Annotated in this window: 21 protein-coding genes and 1 tRNA gene; 7 read left to right on the top strand and 15 right to left on the bottom strand. The window is 39.6% G+C overall.

The features are described from left to right. Nucleotides 1–71: 71 nt before the first annotated feature. From atpH to FFO06_RS00985, 6 genes are all read right to left on the bottom strand, one after another. Entirely contained in the window at nt 72–626 is a 555-nt protein-coding gene (atpH, locus tag FFO06_RS00960; protein WP_137906353.1) for an ATP synthase F1 subunit delta, read from the bottom strand. Then, nucleotides 623–1,186, bottom strand: a complete 564-nt coding sequence (locus FFO06_RS00965; protein ID WP_137906354.1) for a F0F1 ATP synthase subunit B — start codon at nt 1,184–1,186, stop codon at nt 623–625. The genes atpH and FFO06_RS00965 overlap by 4 nt, the downstream gene beginning before the upstream one ends. Before the next feature lie 140 nt (nt 1,187–1,326). After that, complete coding sequence (locus tag FFO06_RS00970) at nt 1,327–1,818, bottom strand: F0F1 ATP synthase subunit B' (protein ID WP_137906355.1); 492 nt, start codon at nt 1,816–1,818, stop codon at nt 1,327–1,329. 144 nt (nt 1,819–1,962) lie between these two features. Further along, a complete protein-coding gene (gene atpE, locus FFO06_RS00975) occupies nt 1,963–2,208 on the bottom strand; it encodes an ATP synthase F0 subunit C (protein ID WP_137906356.1) in 246 nt (81 codons plus the stop codon). A 164-nt stretch (nt 2,209–2,372) separates the two neighbouring features. Beyond that, nucleotides 2,373–3,128 (bottom strand): F0F1 ATP synthase subunit A, encoded by a 756-nt coding sequence (gene atpB, locus FFO06_RS00980; RefSeq protein ID WP_028091266.1) that lies wholly within the window; start codon nt 3,126–3,128, stop codon nt 2,373–2,375. Between the two features lie 52 nt (nt 3,129–3,180). After that, nucleotides 3,181–3,642: an ATP synthase subunit I gene (locus tag FFO06_RS00985; RefSeq protein ID WP_137906357.1), complete on the bottom strand. Its 462-nt coding sequence runs from the start codon at nt 3,640–3,642 to the stop codon at nt 3,181–3,183. Nucleotides 3,643–4,151: 509 nt separating this feature from the next. On the opposite strand from FFO06_RS00985, the gene FFO06_RS00995 reads away from it, so the two are divergent. Further along, nucleotides 4,152–4,625, top strand: a complete 474-nt coding sequence (locus FFO06_RS00995) for a type I restriction enzyme HsdR N-terminal domain-containing protein (RefSeq protein WP_137906358.1) — start codon at nt 4,152–4,154, stop codon at nt 4,623–4,625. Then, nucleotides 4,622–5,290, top strand: coding sequence for a hypothetical protein (locus FFO06_RS01000; protein WP_137906359.1), 669 nt, complete (start codon nt 4,622–4,624; stop codon nt 5,288–5,290). The genes FFO06_RS00995 and FFO06_RS01000 overlap by 4 nt, the downstream gene beginning before the upstream one ends. Here the strand turns inward: FFO06_RS01000 and FFO06_RS01005 are convergent. Then, nucleotides 5,287–6,462: a class I SAM-dependent methyltransferase gene (locus tag FFO06_RS01005; RefSeq protein WP_137906360.1), complete on the bottom strand. Its 1,176-nt coding sequence runs from the start codon at nt 6,460–6,462 to the stop codon at nt 5,287–5,289. The genes FFO06_RS01000 and FFO06_RS01005 overlap by 4 nt on opposite strands. A 283-nt stretch (nt 6,463–6,745) precedes the next feature. On the opposite strand from FFO06_RS01005, the gene msrA reads away from it, so the two are divergent. The 4 genes from msrA to FFO06_RS01025 all read left to right on the top strand — a co-directional run bounded on the left by msrA (nt 6,746) and on the right by FFO06_RS01025 (nt 9,747). Beyond that, the gene (gene msrA / locus FFO06_RS01010; RefSeq protein ID WP_137906361.1) at nt 6,746–7,411 is read left to right on the top strand and encodes a peptide-methionine (S)-S-oxide reductase MsrA; all 666 of its coding nucleotides are present in this window, start codon (nt 6,746–6,748) and stop codon (nt 7,409–7,411) included. Nucleotides 7,412–7,581: 170 nt separating this feature from the next. Then, nucleotides 7,582–8,457: a M48 family metallopeptidase gene (locus tag FFO06_RS01015; protein WP_137906362.1), complete on the top strand. Its 876-nt coding sequence runs from the start codon at nt 7,582–7,584 to the stop codon at nt 8,455–8,457. Nucleotides 8,458–8,511: 54 nt separating this feature from the next. Next, a complete protein-coding gene (locus FFO06_RS01020) occupies nt 8,512–9,588 on the top strand; it encodes a glycolate oxidase (RefSeq protein WP_137906363.1) in 1,077 nt (358 codons plus the stop codon). A 75-nt stretch (nt 9,589–9,663) separates the two neighbouring features. Then, a tRNA-Leu gene (locus FFO06_RS01025) sits at nt 9,664–9,747 on the top strand. A 229-nt stretch (nt 9,748–9,976) separates the two neighbouring features. Here the strand turns inward: FFO06_RS01025 and FFO06_RS01030 are convergent. Then, complete coding sequence (locus FFO06_RS01030; RefSeq protein WP_137906364.1) at nt 9,977–12,223, bottom strand: GumC family protein; 2,247 nt, start codon at nt 12,221–12,223, stop codon at nt 9,977–9,979. A gap of 179 nt (nt 12,224–12,402) precedes the next feature. Next, nucleotides 12,403–12,975, bottom strand: a complete 573-nt coding sequence (locus FFO06_RS01035) for a WcaF family extracellular polysaccharide biosynthesis acetyltransferase (RefSeq protein ID WP_137906365.1) — start codon at nt 12,973–12,975, stop codon at nt 12,403–12,405. A 305-nt stretch (nt 12,976–13,280) separates the two neighbouring features. Between FFO06_RS01035 and FFO06_RS01045 the strand changes: the two genes are divergently transcribed. After that, nucleotides 13,281–13,850 (top strand): Uma2 family endonuclease, encoded by a 570-nt coding sequence (locus FFO06_RS01045; RefSeq protein WP_137906366.1) that lies wholly within the window; start codon nt 13,281–13,283, stop codon nt 13,848–13,850. 64 nt (nt 13,851–13,914) lie between these two features. Here the strand turns inward: FFO06_RS01045 and FFO06_RS01050 are convergent, their stop codons facing one another. From FFO06_RS01050 to FFO06_RS01075, 6 genes are all read right to left on the bottom strand, one after another. Continuing rightward, nucleotides 13,915–14,487 carry an FkbM family methyltransferase gene (locus tag FFO06_RS01050; protein ID WP_162501160.1) on the bottom strand — a complete coding sequence of 191 codons (573 nt, stop codon included), beginning with the start codon at nt 14,485–14,487 and terminating at the stop codon, nt 13,915–13,917. A 14-nt stretch (nt 14,488–14,501) separates the two neighbouring features. Continuing rightward, a complete protein-coding gene (locus FFO06_RS01055) occupies nt 14,502–14,711 on the bottom strand; it encodes a hypothetical protein (protein ID WP_137906368.1) in 210 nt (69 codons plus the stop codon). An 85-nt stretch (nt 14,712–14,796) separates the two neighbouring features. Next, nucleotides 14,797–15,000 (bottom strand): type II toxin-antitoxin system HicB family antitoxin, encoded by a 204-nt coding sequence (locus FFO06_RS01060; RefSeq protein WP_137906369.1) that lies wholly within the window; start codon nt 14,998–15,000, stop codon nt 14,797–14,799. 42 nt (nt 15,001–15,042) lie between these two features. Further along, nucleotides 15,043–15,810: a glycosyltransferase family 2 protein gene (locus tag FFO06_RS01065; protein ID WP_137906370.1), complete on the bottom strand. Its 768-nt coding sequence runs from the start codon at nt 15,808–15,810 to the stop codon at nt 15,043–15,045. A 23-nt stretch (nt 15,811–15,833) separates the two neighbouring features. Then, complete coding sequence (locus FFO06_RS01070) at nt 15,834–16,484, bottom strand: class I SAM-dependent methyltransferase (protein WP_137906371.1); 651 nt, start codon at nt 16,482–16,484, stop codon at nt 15,834–15,836. Nucleotides 16,485–16,711: 227 nt separating this feature from the next. Next, nucleotides 16,712–17,149, bottom strand: a 438-nt coding sequence (locus FFO06_RS01075; protein WP_236097044.1) for a zinc ribbon domain-containing protein, incomplete at its 5' end; no start/stop codon positions are given.

Here is a 17,149-nt window from a genome sequence, read left to right on the forward strand (position 1 = left end):
AATTGGTGATTGGTGATTGGTGATGGGGGAAAATTTTACCCATTACCCATTACCTATTACCTATTACCCATTTAGTTACTGCTTAAACGCAAAGAGAGACGACGTAGTTGACCACGCAAACTAGCGTCAATCACTTGAGAACCAACTTTGATAATTACACCACCAATTAAGTCGCTGTCTATTTTGGTAGCTAATTCTACTTTTGCAGCTTTGGTAAGCGTAATTACCTTTTCTGTAATTGCTTGCTGTTGGCTTTCTGTCAGAGGAACAGCAGAGGTAATTTCCGCCAATACAGTTTGATTTAACTGGCGTAATAGCACTAGATACTGCTGTAAAATTGGTTCACTGAAGGCAATGCGTCTTCTGTCAACTAACAGCAGTAAAAAATTACGCAGGTATGGGCTTACACCTTCTCCAAGTAATTGTTTGAGCAGATTTTTTTTGTTCTCTGGTTTCACAAAGGGATTGGCCAAAAAGTTATTCAGTTCTTGGCTACCTGTTAATAAACCCAGAAAAGTTCTGGCATCTGTCCCAATTTCTTCTGTTGAGTTTTGAGACTGAGCAATGGACAATAGTGCCTGTGCATAAGGCTGGGATATTTCAGCTGCTGCTGCATTACTTTTCATATCTCGCCTCCCAGTTGTGCGATGCTACGAGCAATTAAAGCCTGTTGAGCATCGTCGCTAATACCAGCTTTGAGTTGTCCTTCAACTTTTTGTAGTGCTTGTAAGACTACTTTTTGTCTTAGTTGAGTTATCACTCTTTCTAGTTCAGAATTCAAATCAGCCGCTCCTGCTTCTTGCATCCGTTGAATATCTACAGCGGATTGGGCTAAAATTGCATCTTTAGCCGTCTGGGCGTTTAATTCGGCTGTTTGTTTGATTCTTTGAGCTTCTCCTTGAGCAAGTTCCAGCTTTTGCTGTGCCTCTTTCAATTTGGCTGCGGTTTCTGCTACCTTCTGCTCTGCACTCTTAATTGCTGATTCAATATTTTCTCGGCGAGATTTTAAGGTACTACCCAAAACCTTGCTGCCAAATACAACCAACACAGTAATAATAATAGCCAGGTTAATCAGGTTAGTATCTAAAATATTGGTATTTAGACTAAACCCACTTTCTCCCTTGCTTAGTGCCAATTCACCTCCGACGGCGCTGGCTTCCGTCATCAACAGTAAAAAAGTCCCCATGATTCTTTATCCACTAACTGCGCTGCCAATTTTCCAAATTTTTTGTCAGTCGTCCGTTGTCAGTCGTCATTTGTTAGTTGTTTTCAATACCAATAACTAATGACTACTAATCACCCATGACCAATGACCGTTTTCACAAGTTAGCGTTGACTTACTAAATCAGCACCTAACAGCTTCTCTAGGATTTGGCGACTGAGAGCATCTACTTGTGTTTCCAAGGAAGCTAGAGCCTGTTGTTTTTGCTGCTCAATTTCACTGGCTGCTTTTTCTCGCTGTACCTGGGCTTCTTGTTGCGCTGCGGCGATGTTTTGAGCAGCGATTTTTTGGGCTTCGGCTTGGGCTTGAGCAACAATTGCTTGAGCTTGTCTTCTGCTTTGAGCAAGCTCTTGTTCGTATTGCTGGGCTAATGCTTGGGCTTTTGATAAGCGTTCTTGGGCTTCTAAATTATTGGTACGGATATATTCATTCCGGCCATCAATCGCATTACCCAAGGGCTTGTAAAGAGTTGCGTTCAATATCAGGGCTAATACTAGAAACTGGATTGCCATTAAGGGCAGAGTAGCATCTAGATCAAACAGTCCCCCTTCCTTGGCAACTTCTTCCACGGCCAATAAGGTGATCCAGTGTGTCATGATTGCTTATTCCTATCTACATTAATGTTAATGCTGAGTTCTGATAGCTTACGTGGACTAGTCATTTCATCAGTTATGAGTATAAATTCATAACTTTCTGTTCAGACATGATTGCTCACGCCCGCAGTCAGAACTCAGTTGTGATTATGCGAAGGGGTTAGCAAACAGTAGCACTAGAGCAACTACTAGACCGTAGATGGTTAAAGCTTCCATGAACGCCAAACTTAATAGCAATGTACCGCGAATTTTGCCTTCAGCTTCTGGTTGACGAGCAATACCTTCTACAGCTTGTCCTGCTGCATTACCTTGACCAATACCGGGGCCGATTGCAGCTAAACCTACAGCTAGAGCAGCGGCGATAACGGAAGCAGCAGCAACTAATGAATCCATGATATTCTTTCCTTACTTTTAGAGATACGGTTGGGTGTTGTATTTGTCAGTGGTAAGTGGTCAGTTGTCAGTTGTCAGTTTTTAGATGATTAATTTCTGTCACCTGTTAACCGTCACCTGTTTCCTGTTGCCGCTAATGGCTGACTGTTTTCATCTGAGGGGGTTTAGTGTTCTCCCTCATGCTCTTCGCCATGATGATCTTCCATCGCTTCGCCGATATAGGCTGCTGCGAGGGTGGCAAAAATTAGTGCTTGAATGGCGCTGGTAAATAGTCCCAAAGCCATTACTGGCAGAGGCACGAACAAGGGTACTAATAGTACCAGCACTCCCACGACTAGTTCATCAGCTAAGATGTTACCGAATAAACGGAAGCTTAGGGACAGGGGTTTTGTGAAATCTTCAATAATCTTGAATGGCAACATGAAGGAAACTGGTTGCACATAGTTACCGAAATAACCTAAACCCTTTTTGCTGAATCCTGCATAAAAATACGCTAACGATGTCAACAACGCTAAGGCAACAGTTGTGTTAATGTCGCTTGTGGGTGCTGTCAGTTCGCCCTCTGGCAGATGAATTAACTTAAAAGGAACTAGTGCCCCTGACCAATTTGACACAAAAATGAACAAAAACAAAGTGCCTACGAACGGCACCCAGGGGCGATATTCTTTCTCGCCAATCTGGTTTTTGGCCAAATCTCGAATAAATTCTAGGGCGTACTCCATCAAGTTTTGTAAGCCACTAGGAATCCTTTTGACGTTACTACTGGCCAAGACGGAAGCTAGGACGAGTACGCCAATAACAAACCAAGATGTGAGAAACACCTGACCATGTAGCTTCAAGTTGCCTATTTGCCAGTACAGGTGTTTACCCACTTCCAATTCAGCAAGCGGAAGGGAGTAGACATTCAGAAAATTCAGCATTTTCTTTCCAATTCAATCGTTTCTCCAATTTTACCTGGAGAAGAGGAGCGTTTTAAGGTTGCCGGAGCGTGGATGAGTCAGAGATTAGCGCTAACCTAACTACATAGATGATGAGTGTGGCTTTGTAGGTCAGAAATCCCAAGAATATGGGTAGTATATGCAGTTGATTCAACCGTGATGCCAGGAGAATCAGCACTACTAACAAGGCTAACCGAGTTTTGCTCAGTTCTTGTTTTTCCCTTCCTAACCTTTCAACATCTTTCGCCAACATCCTCAAGTAAAGCACACCTGCACACGCCCCTAATAAATAATTTAGAGCAATGTTTGGTGAATAAGCAATCCAGACGGAGATAAAGATTATCCCTGTTAAAACAAGTGTGATCAATATCAACTCTCGATAGAGTTGATAAAACTCCTCCATGGAGGCGTAGACTGGTTTTGTGTCCTCAAAACCAGATTTCTCATCTTGTTGTGCTGTCTGATTGGGCGTAATTGGTTCGTCTGACAAGCTCACGGCATTTGAAACTAGTACAGTTTAAATATGATGACCGCACATCCAGTCAGCCAAATCATATCACGTCGCGGTAACAATACTTTAGAAAAAAACAATTAACTTATTTTTGGTCAGTGGTGACAGCATCATTTCTTACTTATTTTTTATGCGGCGGGGATCAGTAAGAGTAGTTGTTGTTGGCAAAGGTGTCTGACTCGGTTTAAGTCTAGCTCGACTTAGGTTAAAATATCCGCCAATGTGGCAGAACTATGGAGGGTTTTCCTAGTGTCTCCTCAATAGACATAAATAGCAATAAATGATTTTAGCCGATCACTCTCAATAATTTCTTAAAGAGCGATCGCTAAATTAGCAATTAAATTACGCCATTATACTTAACCGGGTGTCAGTAAAATGAGATGTTGTTTGCAAAGATTTCTGACTCCATCTAACCCAAACTGGACTTTGGTTAAAATCTCTGCTACGGTAGATTTACCATCACAGCTTTTCATGAATTAAAATTCGACATTTCTATGGAAAAAATATCACATCCAGATATTATTGTCACCAGTCCAGATGGAGAATATTTGATTATTGTTGAAGTAAAATCCAATGATGTTAGCAAGCAACGTCAATATGGTATGAATCAGCTTGAACGCTTAATGATTGAATTTGGTTGCTCCATTGGCTTACTTGTGGCAGGAGAGCGTGTTATTGTCCTCCAGGATTCTTTTGATGACTCTCATGGTTCATCAATTCGCGTAGTTGGTGAAGCAAAGCTTCCAAATTACTTATTACCACCAGCAGATGAGCAATGGCAGGGAAACCCTTACCTTGAGTTTGAATCACAAGTTCAGCGATGGCTAGAGAAATTGAAACTTCAAACCAGTACAGACAGTTTACCAGATGATTTGAGAAATTTGTTTGGTGGCCGGATAATCAATCTTCTGCGACTTGGTGAAATCAGGGCTGGTGGACCTAGGGCGTGGAGTAAATTTGTAAAATGAAGCCTCAAGCGGTTTTTGTCGAAACAAACTGGGTGGTAGATATTGTTGCACCTGCACATTTACAGAGTCAACAAGCATCTCAATTGCTTTCACTAGCGGAAGCTGGAGAGTTTGAGTTATATCTACCTGCTATCTGCCTAACAGAAGCGCGTGAAACTATACCCCGACGATTCACTCCACGCTCTCGTTCTGAAGATTTACGTAAATTTGTCAAATGGGCTAAAACAGCAGGGAAACTGACTACAGAAGATGCCAATGCAGCGTTTCGAGTATTTAATCAGTTTGATGGATTAGTTGCTAATGAACTAACCAAAGTTCCAGAAAGATTGATTTCATTAGCTAAACATCCAAATTTGAATGTTTTTCCACTTTCAGAGTCTATGCTGGAAAGGCAAGTTTCTATTGGTGCAATGGATACTTCCCTAAAACCTTATGATATGGCTGTACTGGCTGCAATCCTTGTCAGGGCTGAGGATTTGCAACAACAAGGATATTCATGGGTCGGCTTCTGTGAACTAGATTCTGATCTTCAACCTTGGGATAAAAATGGTGTATTAAAACCTATTCTTAGTGATCTCTACAAAGCTTCTCGAATCTGGGTGTATCGAGATTTTTTGGTGGAAGATGTAGATGAACTTCCCCAAATTTGGTTTTCTTCTACTTAACCGGGTGTCAGTAAAATAAGATGTTGTTTCCAAAGATTTCTCACTCCATCTAACCCAAACTGGACTTTGGTTAAAATCTCGGCTACGGTAGATATACTATCACAGTTTTGCATAAATTCTAATTCTGCTGGTGATAAGTTAACAATTTGATAATCATAGTTAAATATACATTGACTGGGAAAACCATCTATACAGGGGTTAAGTTCGGGAATAGCTGCTAATAAGTTATCTGCTGACCAATCGGTTTTGGGTAAGGGAGGACGACTGAGAAAAAATTCATAATGTGCTACTTCTGGATTCAATAATTCTACTAATCTGTACCGTTGACGTTCGGTGAGTTCTGCTGCTCGCTCAATTAACTCCGGTGCTTTTTCTAACAAATTTTCCAATTGCCAAAAACTAGGATTTGAGAAGCCTACAAAGTCTAAGCCAGAAGCGTCTATTAATGTAAATAATGTATCAATATTGTAATCAGTTTCCTGGGGATGTACGTACATATCAGCAAAACATTCATCCCGCTGATTTTCTAATGACCATCTTTCTTGTTCGCGCTTGACAATACGGTTATTTTCTGGTAAAGAAGCAAAGATTTTTCTACCAATGTGAACACCATCTTGATAGTCACCACGTTTGTTACCTTGGAGAAGTGCGATCGCTTGTTGCATTAGTTGTATTTCCCATCTTCCTATTTCTCCATAGACAAAGATGTGCATTAATCCACCTGGGGCAAGTTTTTTCGCTAATGCTTGAATACCAGGAATAGGATCGGGTAAATGATGAAGCACACCAACGCAATTAATTAGATCAAATTGTCCTGGTATCTGTTCAACATCATAGATACTCAGATGATGAAATTCTACACGGTCAGCACCGGAGCTTCGACAGCGTTTTTTTGCTACTTCTAAAGTTCCCGCACTTAAATCTATGCCTACTACCTGTGCATGGGGGTTAAGATGTACTAAATATTCTGTTCCTACCCCTGAACCACAACCAGCATCTAAAATACGGATATGTTGATTTTCGGGTTTTCTCCCGGTACAAAAATTGTAAGCAGCTAACCAATTCCAGCGCCAATTATAACCTGGTGGTGGTTGATCTAGAATGGGTTCTGGAGGGAAAGGGTAGGTATCATAGAGTTTCGCAACAGCAGCACTGACTTGGGAGTTGGACATAATTACGGGTAACGCAGCATTTCTGATTTTAACGGATAGGGGGATTTTGGGCAAATGTATTATTTGTGGTGAGGATTTACGCCAAATATACCTCCCTAAACCCCCATTTTTGATATCTGTGCCTGGGATGTTTTATTTATCCTGTAACTTGTGAGTAAGTCCTAAAGTATTGACAAAAAACATCATTGATGATCACACTTTAACTAAGAGGTGTTTTGAAACTCCCAAAGTATTTAGTTTTATAATCAAGAAGCATCGCAATCATTAATACAAATTAAAAACAATGGGAATATTTGGATTTGGAAAAAAATCAGCTATGCCAACATCCGAGCAAGCACTGCCAGGACGGGACGAAGTAATGCGAGTACCAGCACTTCATTATGTGAACAAAAATCCCCTCAAAGCACCTTTTCCCCAGGGATTAGAAACTGCTATGTTTGGTTTAGGCTGTTTTTGGGGTGCAGAACGCAAATTTTGGCAATTATCAGGAGTTTACACTACGGCAGTAGGTTATGCTGCTGGTTACACACCCAACCCCACTTACCAAGAAGTATGTAGCGGTATGACGGGTCATAATGAAGTGGTGTTAGTTGTATTTGACCCGAAAATAATTACTTATTCCCAACTCTTGAAAGTCTTCTGGGAAAGCCACAACCCCACCCAAGGAATGCGTCAAGGTAACGACACTGGTACTCAATACCGTTCGGGAATTTACGTCTATTCTGAAAATCAAAAACAACTAGCAGAAACATCACGAAATGTTTATCAATTAGCTCTCAAGGATGCAGGTTATGGTACAATTACCACAGAGATATTAGATGCACCTGAATTTTACTATGCTGAAGAATACCATCAGCAATATTTAGCCAAAAATCCCGGTGGTTATTGTGGTTTAGGTGGTACTAATGTAGCTTGTCCCGTAGGTCTTGCGGAAGCGCAGGTAAGTTAAAAGCACGAAAATCAACATAATACTCCTCGGTTAAGGCTAAAAAGTCGTTATATCGTAGGTTGGTTTGACTCAAGTAAACCTAGCAAAATCGTTGACAATGTTGGGTTTTGCTGTCGCTCAACCCAACCTACAACCAACCTACATTTCCTTTTTTATTTTTTTATTAAACTATGGACTTATTTAAAAGCTCACTAATTGGTTTAAAAGCTGACTCGTTCCGTCATCCTCTAGACTTGGAAGCTACTAAAACCCTCAAGCAAATCCCTGGTTTAGATATGATGGTGAGAAATTGGCTCGGTCCAATGGCTGAACAGGTTTTTTATGTAGAAAATATCGCTTCTAGTATTTTAGTAGGAGAAAAACAACTTCCAGAATTACACAAATTATTATTAGAAGCTTGTCAAATTCTTGACATTGAGCCGCCTCAATTATATGTGCGTCAACATCCAGCCCCTAATGCTTATACCTTTGCTATGCGGGGTAAACAGCCTTTTGTAGTTATCCATACATCCTTAATTGAGATATTGACACCAGCAGAAATACAGGCTGTAATTGCCCATGAATTAGGTCATCTCAAATGCGATCACAGCCTGTATTTAACGCCCGTGAATTTACTTATTTTAGCGGCTGCATTTGTGCCAAATATTGGCACTGTGTTAGCACAAGCTATGCAGTCACAATTATTAGAATGGATACGTTGTGCTGAGTTTACCTGTGATCGTGCCGCTTTGTTAGCCACCCAAGACCCTAAAATAGTCATGTCAGTATTAATGAAGTTAGCCGGTGGTTCTCCCAGTTTAGCACCCCGATTGAATTTAGATGCTTTTATTGACCAAGCTCGTGCCTATGATGACATTAGCAAAACGGAATTGGGGGAAATGGTGAAATCTGCCCGCACAGCCCAATTAAGCCACCCTGTCCCCGTATTGCGGGCGCGAGAAATTGATCGGTGGGCGAGTAGTCTAGAGTACCAAAAATTAGTGGAAAGTCACAGTATTAATCATCGGGACGAAACTGCATCCCCAGGAGGTTGGCGTAATTGGTAGGTTATATCTTAGGTTTTGAAACTGATCTTGCTAGATAAATTACCTTTACGCAACATGAATCTATCACCGATTAATTTATTCGCATACGAACAACTGGCAAAAGAGCATCTTTCCCAGATGGCTTTTGATTATTATAGTAGTGGTGCATGGGATGAAATTACGCTGCAAGATAATCGCGCCGCGTTTGCAAGAGTTAAACTTCATCCAAGAATGCTAGTAGATGTTAGTGAAGTTAACTTAACTACCAAGATTTTAGGGGCATATTTGCGATTACCTCTGTTAATCGCGCCCATGGCATTTCAGTGTCTGGCGCATCCAGAGGGTGAAAATGCTACAGCTTTAGCTGCGGAAAATACTGGTGTAGGTATGGTGTTGAGTACATTAGCTAATAAGAGTTTAGAAGAAGTAGCTACTGTCGCTAATGGTTTACAATGGTTTCAACTTTATATCCACAAAGATCAGGGTTTAACTAGGGCTTTGGTGGAAAGAGCCTATAGAGCGGGCTACAAAGCGATTTGTCTCACCGTAGATGCTCCCGTGTTGGGAAAACGAGAACGAGACCAACTTAATCAGTTTACCCTACCTGCTGGTTTACAGCTTGGTAATTTCACCAATATCTCCGGTTTAAAGATTCCCCAGGAACAAGGAGAATCTGGTTTATTGACTTATTTTAGCGAGCAAATTAACCCCGCAGTCACTTGGAAAGACTTGCAATGGTTACAATCTATTAGCCCCCTACCTGTGGTCGTTAAAGGAATTTTACGATCTGATGATGCGGTTCGGGCTGTGGAATATGGCGCTCAAGCAATTGTTGTTTCTAATCATGGCGGTAGACAATTAGACGGGGCGATCGCTTCTCTGGATGCTCTAACCCCAATTGTAGCGGCAGTAAACGGACGGGCAGAGATTTTGTTAGATGGGGGGATTCGTCGAGGCACAGACATACTTAAAGCCTTAGCACTGGGAGCAAAGGCTGTACTCATTGGCCGGCCTGTGTTATGGGGATTAGCAGTGGCTGGAAAAACTGGTGTATCTCATATCATCTCCCTACTAGAGGATGAGTTAAAGGTAGCAATGGCACTCAGTGGATGTCCCAGATTGGAGGATATTGATTCATCAATTGCTGACTAAAAAATTTCTCAAAAAAAATCTCAATACCTATTGCCAAAATCAAAAAATAGGTTATAATAAGAAAGTTACACCCAAGGGCGGGTGGCGGAATTGGTAGACGCACCGCACTCAAAATGCGGCGACCGTGAGGTCATAGGAGTTCGATTCTCCTCCTGCCCATGTCTTGTCAATAAGTAAGCTTTGTTAGTTATTGGTCTTGTATTGTTGATTAACAGTTACCGATGCTAATATCAACGCTAACAGTTGATCTATCTGCCGCTACAAGAGCTTTTTCAGTCTTGTATTTATGGTGATAAACCACCTATCAGCAATTCTTGAAATCACACAATCATGAATTGCCGTAAATGGTAAAGACTCCGCTCATCCTAGCCAACCGATTGACGGTAATTTACCTCTTACTCTTAGTATAGTAATATGAACTGTATCTGTAATTATAGTTATATCCGAATCTTCGGAATTTCTCGCCGTTAACTACTACTCCTAGTAAATTGATGGGAGATGCTTTTAGGGTATCAATAAGTTGCTTTAAGGCAGATTTATCTGTTTTATCAATTCTCACAACTAGCATGACACCATCAGTATGAACTGCTACCAGTCTAGCATCTACTAATCCTGACAAGGGAGGAGAATCATAAATCACTAAATCAAAATTCTCAGAGAAATAGTCCATCATTTGACCCATTTTATCTGATGAGAGCAACCGCGCCGGATCAGGTGGCGTAGGACCTGCGGTAATCACAGATAAATCATTAAGTCCGGGCATTTCTTGAATTACTTGGTTGACATCTATATCTGAAGAAATTAAACTACTTATTCCCCAGATATTATTTAATTGTGTTAGTTTATGAACCTTGGATTTGCGGAGGTCACAATCTACAAGTAATACTTTTTTCCCCATAATAGCGGCTGTTTTTGCCAGACTAAATCCCACCGTACTTTTACCATCTCCGGGGACAGCAGAGGAAACAACTAAAGACTTAATTGGTCGATCAGAATTAAGCAATTGAATATTACTATATAAAACTTGTAAAGATTCCCAAAATGATCCTTGACCATAATAATAGCTGGATCGGGAACGGCGACGAGCAGAAGTGTTAGATATTTCATCACCGGCGATCAGAGGGTCTACAACTACTTCTGGTTCTTGGTCTTTACCTATGTTTGTCAGGTTTAAAGATGGATTCCACACTAAGTTTTTATTAAAGGGAAGAGATCCTAATAAAGGCAGTCCTATCTTATCCTGGACATTTTCAACACCGTGATAGGTATTATCAGTCTGTTCCCGGAGAAAAGCAGCACCTATGCCTAATAAAGAACTAGCCACAAATCCCAACGTTAAATTGCGGGTAATATCTGGAGAAATTGGATATTGAGGCTGAAAAGCTGCTTGGATTAATTCCCAAGGTAGTTCTGTTTGGGCTATTTCTATTTGCAGTTGTTCACGAGCCGCTAAAAAGCGATTTAAACTTTCATTGGCTATTTGTAAATTCCGCAGGATTTCAGTATATTGCCGAGACAAAACTGGCAACTGGTCTAATTTCAATTGCACTTGTCTTTCTACTTGTGCTATGTATTGATTGTCTACTTCTATTTTCTTAATTACATCCGTAGCTTCAGATATTCTGATATTAATAGTGCGTGCGGCTTCTGCTTCAATAATAGGTAAAAGGTTGGCTCTTTTTTCTTGTAAGGTGCGGATAACTGGGTTATCCGGTTGAAATCGAGTTAATTCTCCAGATAGCTGGGTGTCTAATTGGCGTTGTTGACCAATTAGGGTTTGATAAAGAGGGGCAGTATTGAGAATTGCTAACTGTTCTTCACGTCTCTGTAGCCTGTCATAATTAGCTCTGGCAGCGGTTAACTGTTGATTTATGGTTAGTCTTTGTTGTGCCAAAGATTGAATTTGCGCAGAAATTACTTCAGATTGGTTTTCTGGATCAATAAAATTGTATCTTTGGCGGAACACTTGCATTTCTTTTTGCAACTCTCCTAGCCTAGTTCGAATTTCAGGTAGTTTTGCCTCCACAAATTGGACTCCCTGACGGAGCTTTGTTTGCCGCTTGTTGAGACTATATTTTAAATAATAATCAGCCAGGGGATCTAGTATAAGTTTAGTTTTTCGATTATTATCACTTTTATAGCTAACTTGGATTATTTTTGATTGTCCCAAGCGACGAATAGTTAAACCTTGCAAAAGGGTATAATAATTAATATCAGGATAAGATCTTTGGATTTCTTTAATAAAATCTCGCAGCAGTTCTGGACTTTGGAGAACTTGAATTTGGCTCTCATAATCTAGTCCGGCTGGTTTAAGGACATTAGCGAGTCCTACGTCGATTTTCCCTAGTTCAGAGTCACTATTAACAGGTTCAACTAATATTTGGAAGCCGCTTTCATAAATTGGTACTTGTTTAAAAGTTGTATAAATAACACCACCCATAGCAACGGAAGCAACTCCTATGATGATAATTGCTCGGCGCTGTAAAAGACCAAAAAGGGATTTGAGGTTAAAATCACTAGCCTCTTCTGAAAATTGGGAAAATGTGGGATTTGAAAATAATGTAGGAACAGGAGTAGAAACAGGAGCCGTACTACTCCCGTAATTTTTGTCGTTTGTAATTTGTTGGTCAAGCATAGCTTTTTTGCGGGTGAATAACCAGGGATATGTAACTGTTTTCTACCTTCATCAGTCATAGTTTAGCAATTTTTAACGCTGATCACCAATAACTACTAAAATCTATTGGTCATATTATATCAATATGCGGTTCAGAAAATTCAGAACCCCAATAAGCATGACTTAAAACCCACATTCCGCTAATTTTTGCTAGTGTCTGATGCTAAATTTTCCCATTCCGCCCTTTTTTTGATTGGTTGAGCCGGATTTCCTGAGTAGACGATATTGGACTCTAAGGATCTTCCTGTGACACTACCCAATGCTAAAACTGCTCCTCGTCCAATAGTAACACCAGGTCCGATGACTGATTTTGCTGCTATCCAACTACCCTCTTGAATATAAATAGGAGCAGGAATTAGTTCAAAGTTGGGATGATTCCAGTTATGATTACCAGTACAGAGATAAACTCCTTGGGACAAACAAACATGATTTTCGATGGTAACATTAGCTAGATTATCAATCCAGGTATCTTCTCCAATCCAAACGTGATTACCAATGGTCAAGCGCCAGGGAAATTTAATTTTTACTCCTGTTTTCATACGTACACCTTTACCTATGGTAGCACCAAACAGCCTCAGTATGGAAACTTTGATAGATGATATAGGCAGCCAATAACTCTCCACTAGGGGTGAGCCAATGAAGTACCATAAAATTTGTTGACTGTATGGCGCTCCAGGTGTATAACTGCCAAGTGTGTAATTATCTAAGCGCATAAGTAATTGCTTAATATATTATTTTTTCTGCTTCTATTATAAGTAGACTCAGAAATAGTTATGATAAAACTCACTGAAATGTATAGTACCATTCATGCCAACAATCCATAATAGCACCTTTGAGGATGAGACCATAGATGAAGATTATTAAGGTGCGAGGATTTTCTTTTTACGGATGCGATTTGCTTACAGTAGCACTTCGCTATTACTAATTAATAGTACATTAATAGTACACACCTATTGTGGGAAATCCGCATACAGCACTATAAGTTTACCTTCGTAAATTGCCAATAGGAGGAACAGCAATGACAGTTACAACGGTTAAAAAGATGACCTTTGAGGAATTTCTTAATTATGACGATGGTACGGATGCTCTATATGAATTGGAAAACGGAGAATTAATATCCATGGCTTTTGAAAGTGAGATAAATCGTCGAATAGCGATGTTTTTAGTTGCCTGTTTTCTAAAATTAAGTATTCCATATTATCGGTTGAGTATGAAAACGGAAATGGTTGTAAATAGTCGTCAAGTTGGGGTGCGTGTTCCTGATCTAGTGGTGTTTTCTGAGGAGTTAGCTCAGATTATGGAAGGGGCTACACGCTCTCTAATTTTAATGGATATGCCATCACCTGTGTTGGTGGTTGAGGTGGTGAGTCCAAATCAAGAAAATCGGGATTATCGTTACAAGCGTTCTGAGTATGCTGCACGGGGAATTGCTGAATATTGGATTGTTGACCCCATTGCCCAAAAGGTGACAGTATTGGAATGGGTAGAGGGTTTTTATGATGAGCAGGTATATGTGGGAGATCAGGTAATTGGTTCTCTTATATTTGCTGATTTGAAGTTGACTGTTGCTGAGTTTTTACAGGGTTGACACTCACTAATGAACCTCTTATTTTGACAAAGGTATTGATAATACTAAGGAATATTTTAGTTGTTTAGGCGCTTAGGCGATCGCGGACAAAGTCAAGCAGAGAGTTGGCGATTACTAGGAAGTTATTTCCTTTTTGCTGATTCAGCGTGGTGGGAATAATTTGGTTCCTATCAGCATTATATTCATATAAACCATAATCATAATCTTGTAAGAAATTAATTAAGTCGTCTTGTTGGTAACCAAAGTTATTCACACAATCATTTATTTCCATAATCCACACGCAAGCAAGCTGTTTTTGCAATAAAGAAGTTGCCCCCTGTAAGGCTAATAATTCTGCTCCTTCAATATCAATTTTTGCTAACGTGAGGTTATTTAAAGATTCGTGCTGGAGCAGATTATCAATCGTATCAGTGGCAACTACCACTGTATTATCAGTAGGTTCTGCTGTAATAAAGGGCATGGAATCACCTTCAGCAAGGTTAAGAGCAGTACTTCCAGTGAAGTTAGATACTGCTAATGGGTAAGTTTTCACTTGCTGCAAATGATTTATCTTTAAATTTTCCTCCAACCGAGCATAATTTTTAGGAAGTACCTCAAAACTATAAATTGTGCCAGATGTGATTTTAGATGCAGCCAATAGTGTATATATGCCTATATTAGCATATTAGCACCAATATCGAGAAAAGAATCTTCGGCGCGTAAATATCTCAGCAGAAAATTCATTTCATGATAATCATAAAGTCCACAGTATAGGACTGCTGAAGCTGAACGACTATCAGGATAGCAGCGAATTTTGACTCCGTTAATAACTTGATGATCAATATATTTGTTAGTTAGACGTTTATAGAACTGCCAACCCATAAATTTGAAAACAGATTGGATTTTTTTGTCTTGGCAGTTAGGATGCGACAAAATATATCTAAGAGTTGATATAGCAAAAATATTGTTAGAAAGTTTCATTTTTGACAAGATGTAAGTGTATAACTGGAAAGTTCAATTCTTGAAAGTAAAAAGCTTTAACAGCTTCTCGAATATTGGCTTTGAGTTTTTCCCAAGAATCTCCTTGGGTAAAAATGTCTTCGGTGAGACATTCAGTAACAAATCCCCCGTCTTCTGCTTGGGAAACTTCAAAAACCAGTGTATTTACCATCAGATTAACTCCTAGCAATAAAGAGCAGGTTATTTGAGCCAATTAATTATCTATTTTCTCTGCTTCTATTATATGTATAGCCAGCAATATTTCTGCTAAAACTCTCTGAAATGTATAGTACCATCCATGCCAACCGTCGAGAATACCACCTTTGAGGATGAGACAATAGATGAAAATTATTAAAGGTGCGAGGATTTTGCGTTTACGAAGGCGATCGCCTATACTAAGTTCATGCTCTGGTGTTTCTAAAAGTTTTTTACTTTCAATTACCATATAACGATCTTGCGCCCATAACCAACGACTCAATGGTTTGCGATCGTCGTGGTGGATGTATGCTGATAATTGACTAGATTTACCTTGATTCTTTAAAAGTTGAGTATGTCCGTCATCAATATATATTGCTTTGTCTTTACGGAAAAGAATTTGACGGGGAGGGAGTATAGTACCTCGTAAGGGTTTACCAAATACACAATATTTGAATTTAGCAAAATAGCCATCAATGCCAGAATTGGGAGATAGATTTTTTATTTCAGTTATTAGTGCATCAGTGACAATATAATCTGCATCTAAGGATAAAACCCACTCAGTTGCAACTTTTTCTAATCCATAGTTCCACTGAGTAGCATGAGTATCAAATTTCCTGGAAAATACTTCTACTTGAGGATATTCAGACAAAATTTCTAATGTTGTATCTGTGCTATAACTGTCAATAACAATGATTTTACTTGCCCATTTAAGTTTTTCCAGGGTACGATTAATGTTATTTTCTTCGTTATAGGTAAGGACGAGAGGTGTAATTTGTTCTAACATTAGGATATTCAAATATATTCTTGTTATTGAACTATGGTACTAGAACACAACATAGTTTTCCAAAGATAGGGAAATCTACCCGCAAACTTAAACTTGATATTTGTATAGTTCTCTGATTTAAGTAAAGCCGTCATAGTTGGTACGGAAAAGAATTTGATATGACCACCATCCCAAAGAGCGGTAAAATGGTTGTCCATTTTCCCTGTAGCAGCCATCACTAGGTTTTTTAAATAACCATGATAAGGTGTGGTTAGGATTAACCCACCATTGGGTTTCAGGCATTTTTTAGCGTTTCTGACTAATTCTTTAGGATAAAATAAATGCTCAATTACCTCAACAGCAATCACAATATCAAAGTTGTTTCCTAGTTCGGAGTATGGTAAATCGTAAATACTACCTTGAATAAAGCGACAATTGGGAAAACTTTGATTAGCCAATTTTACACCTGATTCAGATTCTTCAACACCAACAACTTCATAACCCTGCTGTGCTAGGAAATTGCTCAAGCTACCATTACCACAACCAAGATCCAAAATCCGAGGTTTTTGGTTGTTATCGGGGGGGGGTAGCATTTCTGACATCATTTCCATAAGTGGTTTTAGCAAATAATTGTGATGATGTTCAGCTTGACTATTTTGATAGGAATATTCGTATTGGTTGGGTATGGTAGTCATTTGTTTTAAGAGGTTATTTGGTAAGTTATGGGGGTTAATGTATTTTACATAAAAAAATAAGGGGCGATCGACTGTTGGATTTTTGCTATAATTACTTATGTTTGTCTTTTATTCACATCTTTCTGATTATCCCATAATCCGCCAGGGAATTAATTCCCTGTCTAATAGCTCAAGTCTACTCAAGTAGAGATACACAACTAACGTAGTTAAACCTTGGTCAAACAGTGTCAATTGCTGATAATTCGCTCTCTGATTGACCTGACTTCAGGTTCTAGAGTCTGGGGCTTATCCTTGCCCGTTATCGCTTCGGTTTCCATCAAAGAATCCCGAAACTTCTGACTTCTTTCTAACAAGATTTTCTTCACATCGGAATGTTTCATGTATCGAGTGATTTCAACATCACTCATTCTTGCTAGAATATTGTCAGCAGCGTTAGTATCTGAGTGCATTACGACCCCATCGTGTCCGGTAAACTTGTCACCACTTCTACTACCCGTTAAGGTAGCAAATCTGGAGTCAAGTTGTGACGTATACGCAGAATTTACACTAACAACCGTGCAACCTACACGGGTTGAAACTTGTTTGAGAGCATCCGCAACTACCCCCTTGCACCATGAAGAAACATTTCTCTTCATGCGTTTTCGCAAGGGCTTTTTGCTTTTTAT

The organism is Dolichospermum planctonicum, from assembly GCF_005402965.1.
In the GTDB taxonomy this organism is placed as follows: domain Bacteria; phylum Cyanobacteriota; class Cyanobacteriia; order Cyanobacteriales; family Nostocaceae; genus Dolichospermum; species Dolichospermum planctonicum.

Excerpts from the sequence above, each read along its gene's own strand:
- FFO06_RS00970 (WP_137906355.1), bottom strand. The coding sequence starts at position 1,818 with ATGACACACTGGATCACCTTATTGGCCGTGGAAGAAGTTGCCAAGGAA.
- FFO06_RS00995 (WP_137906358.1), top strand. The coding sequence starts at position 4,152 with ATGGAAAAAATATCACATCCAGATATTATTGTCACCAGTCCAGATGGA.
- atpB (WP_028091266.1), bottom strand. The coding sequence starts at position 3,128 with ATGCTGAATTTTCTGAATGTCTACTCCCTTCCGCTTGCTGAATTGGAA.
- FFO06_RS01015 (WP_137906362.1), top strand. The coding sequence starts at position 7,582 with ATGGACTTATTTAAAAGCTCACTAATTGGTTTAAAAGCTGACTCGTTC.
- FFO06_RS01020 (WP_137906363.1), top strand. The coding sequence starts at position 8,512 with ATGAATCTATCACCGATTAATTTATTCGCATACGAACAACTGGCAAAA.
- FFO06_RS01035 (WP_137906365.1), bottom strand. The coding sequence starts at position 12,975 with ATGCGCTTAGATAATTACACACTTGGCAGTTATACACCTGGAGCGCCA.
- FFO06_RS00965 (WP_137906354.1), bottom strand. The coding sequence starts at position 1,186 with ATGGGGACTTTTTTACTGTTGATGACGGAAGCCAGCGCCGTCGGAGGT.
- msrA (WP_137906361.1), top strand. The coding sequence starts at position 6,746 with ATGGGAATATTTGGATTTGGAAAAAAATCAGCTATGCCAACATCCGAG.
- FFO06_RS01070 (WP_137906371.1), bottom strand. The coding sequence starts at position 16,484 with ATGACTACCATACCCAACCAATACGAATATTCCTATCAAAATAGTCAA.
- FFO06_RS01060 (WP_137906369.1), bottom strand. The coding sequence starts at position 15,000 with ATGGTAAATACACTGGTTTTTGAAGTTTCCCAAGCAGAAGACGGGGGA.
- atpH (WP_137906353.1), bottom strand. The coding sequence starts at position 626 with ATGAAAAGTAATGCAGCAGCAGCTGAAATATCCCAGCCTTATGCACAG.
- FFO06_RS01005 (WP_137906360.1), bottom strand. The coding sequence starts at position 6,462 with ATGTCCAACTCCCAAGTCAGTGCTGCTGTTGCGAAACTCTATGATACC.
- FFO06_RS01065 (WP_137906370.1), bottom strand. The coding sequence starts at position 15,810 with ATGTTAGAACAAATTACACCTCTCGTCCTTACCTATAACGAAGAAAAT.
- FFO06_RS01000 (WP_137906359.1), top strand. The coding sequence starts at position 4,622 with ATGAAGCCTCAAGCGGTTTTTGTCGAAACAAACTGGGTGGTAGATATT.
- atpE (WP_137906356.1), bottom strand. The coding sequence starts at position 2,208 with ATGGATTCATTAGTTGCTGCTGCTTCCGTTATCGCCGCTGCTCTAGCT.
- FFO06_RS01045 (WP_137906366.1), top strand. The coding sequence starts at position 13,281 with ATGACAGTTACAACGGTTAAAAAGATGACCTTTGAGGAATTTCTTAAT.
- FFO06_RS01055 (WP_137906368.1), bottom strand. The coding sequence starts at position 14,711 with ATGGGTTGGCAGTTCTATAAACGTCTAACTAACAAATATATTGATCAT.
- FFO06_RS01030 (WP_137906364.1), bottom strand. The coding sequence starts at position 12,223 with ATGCTTGACCAACAAATTACAAACGACAAAAATTACGGGAGTAGTACG.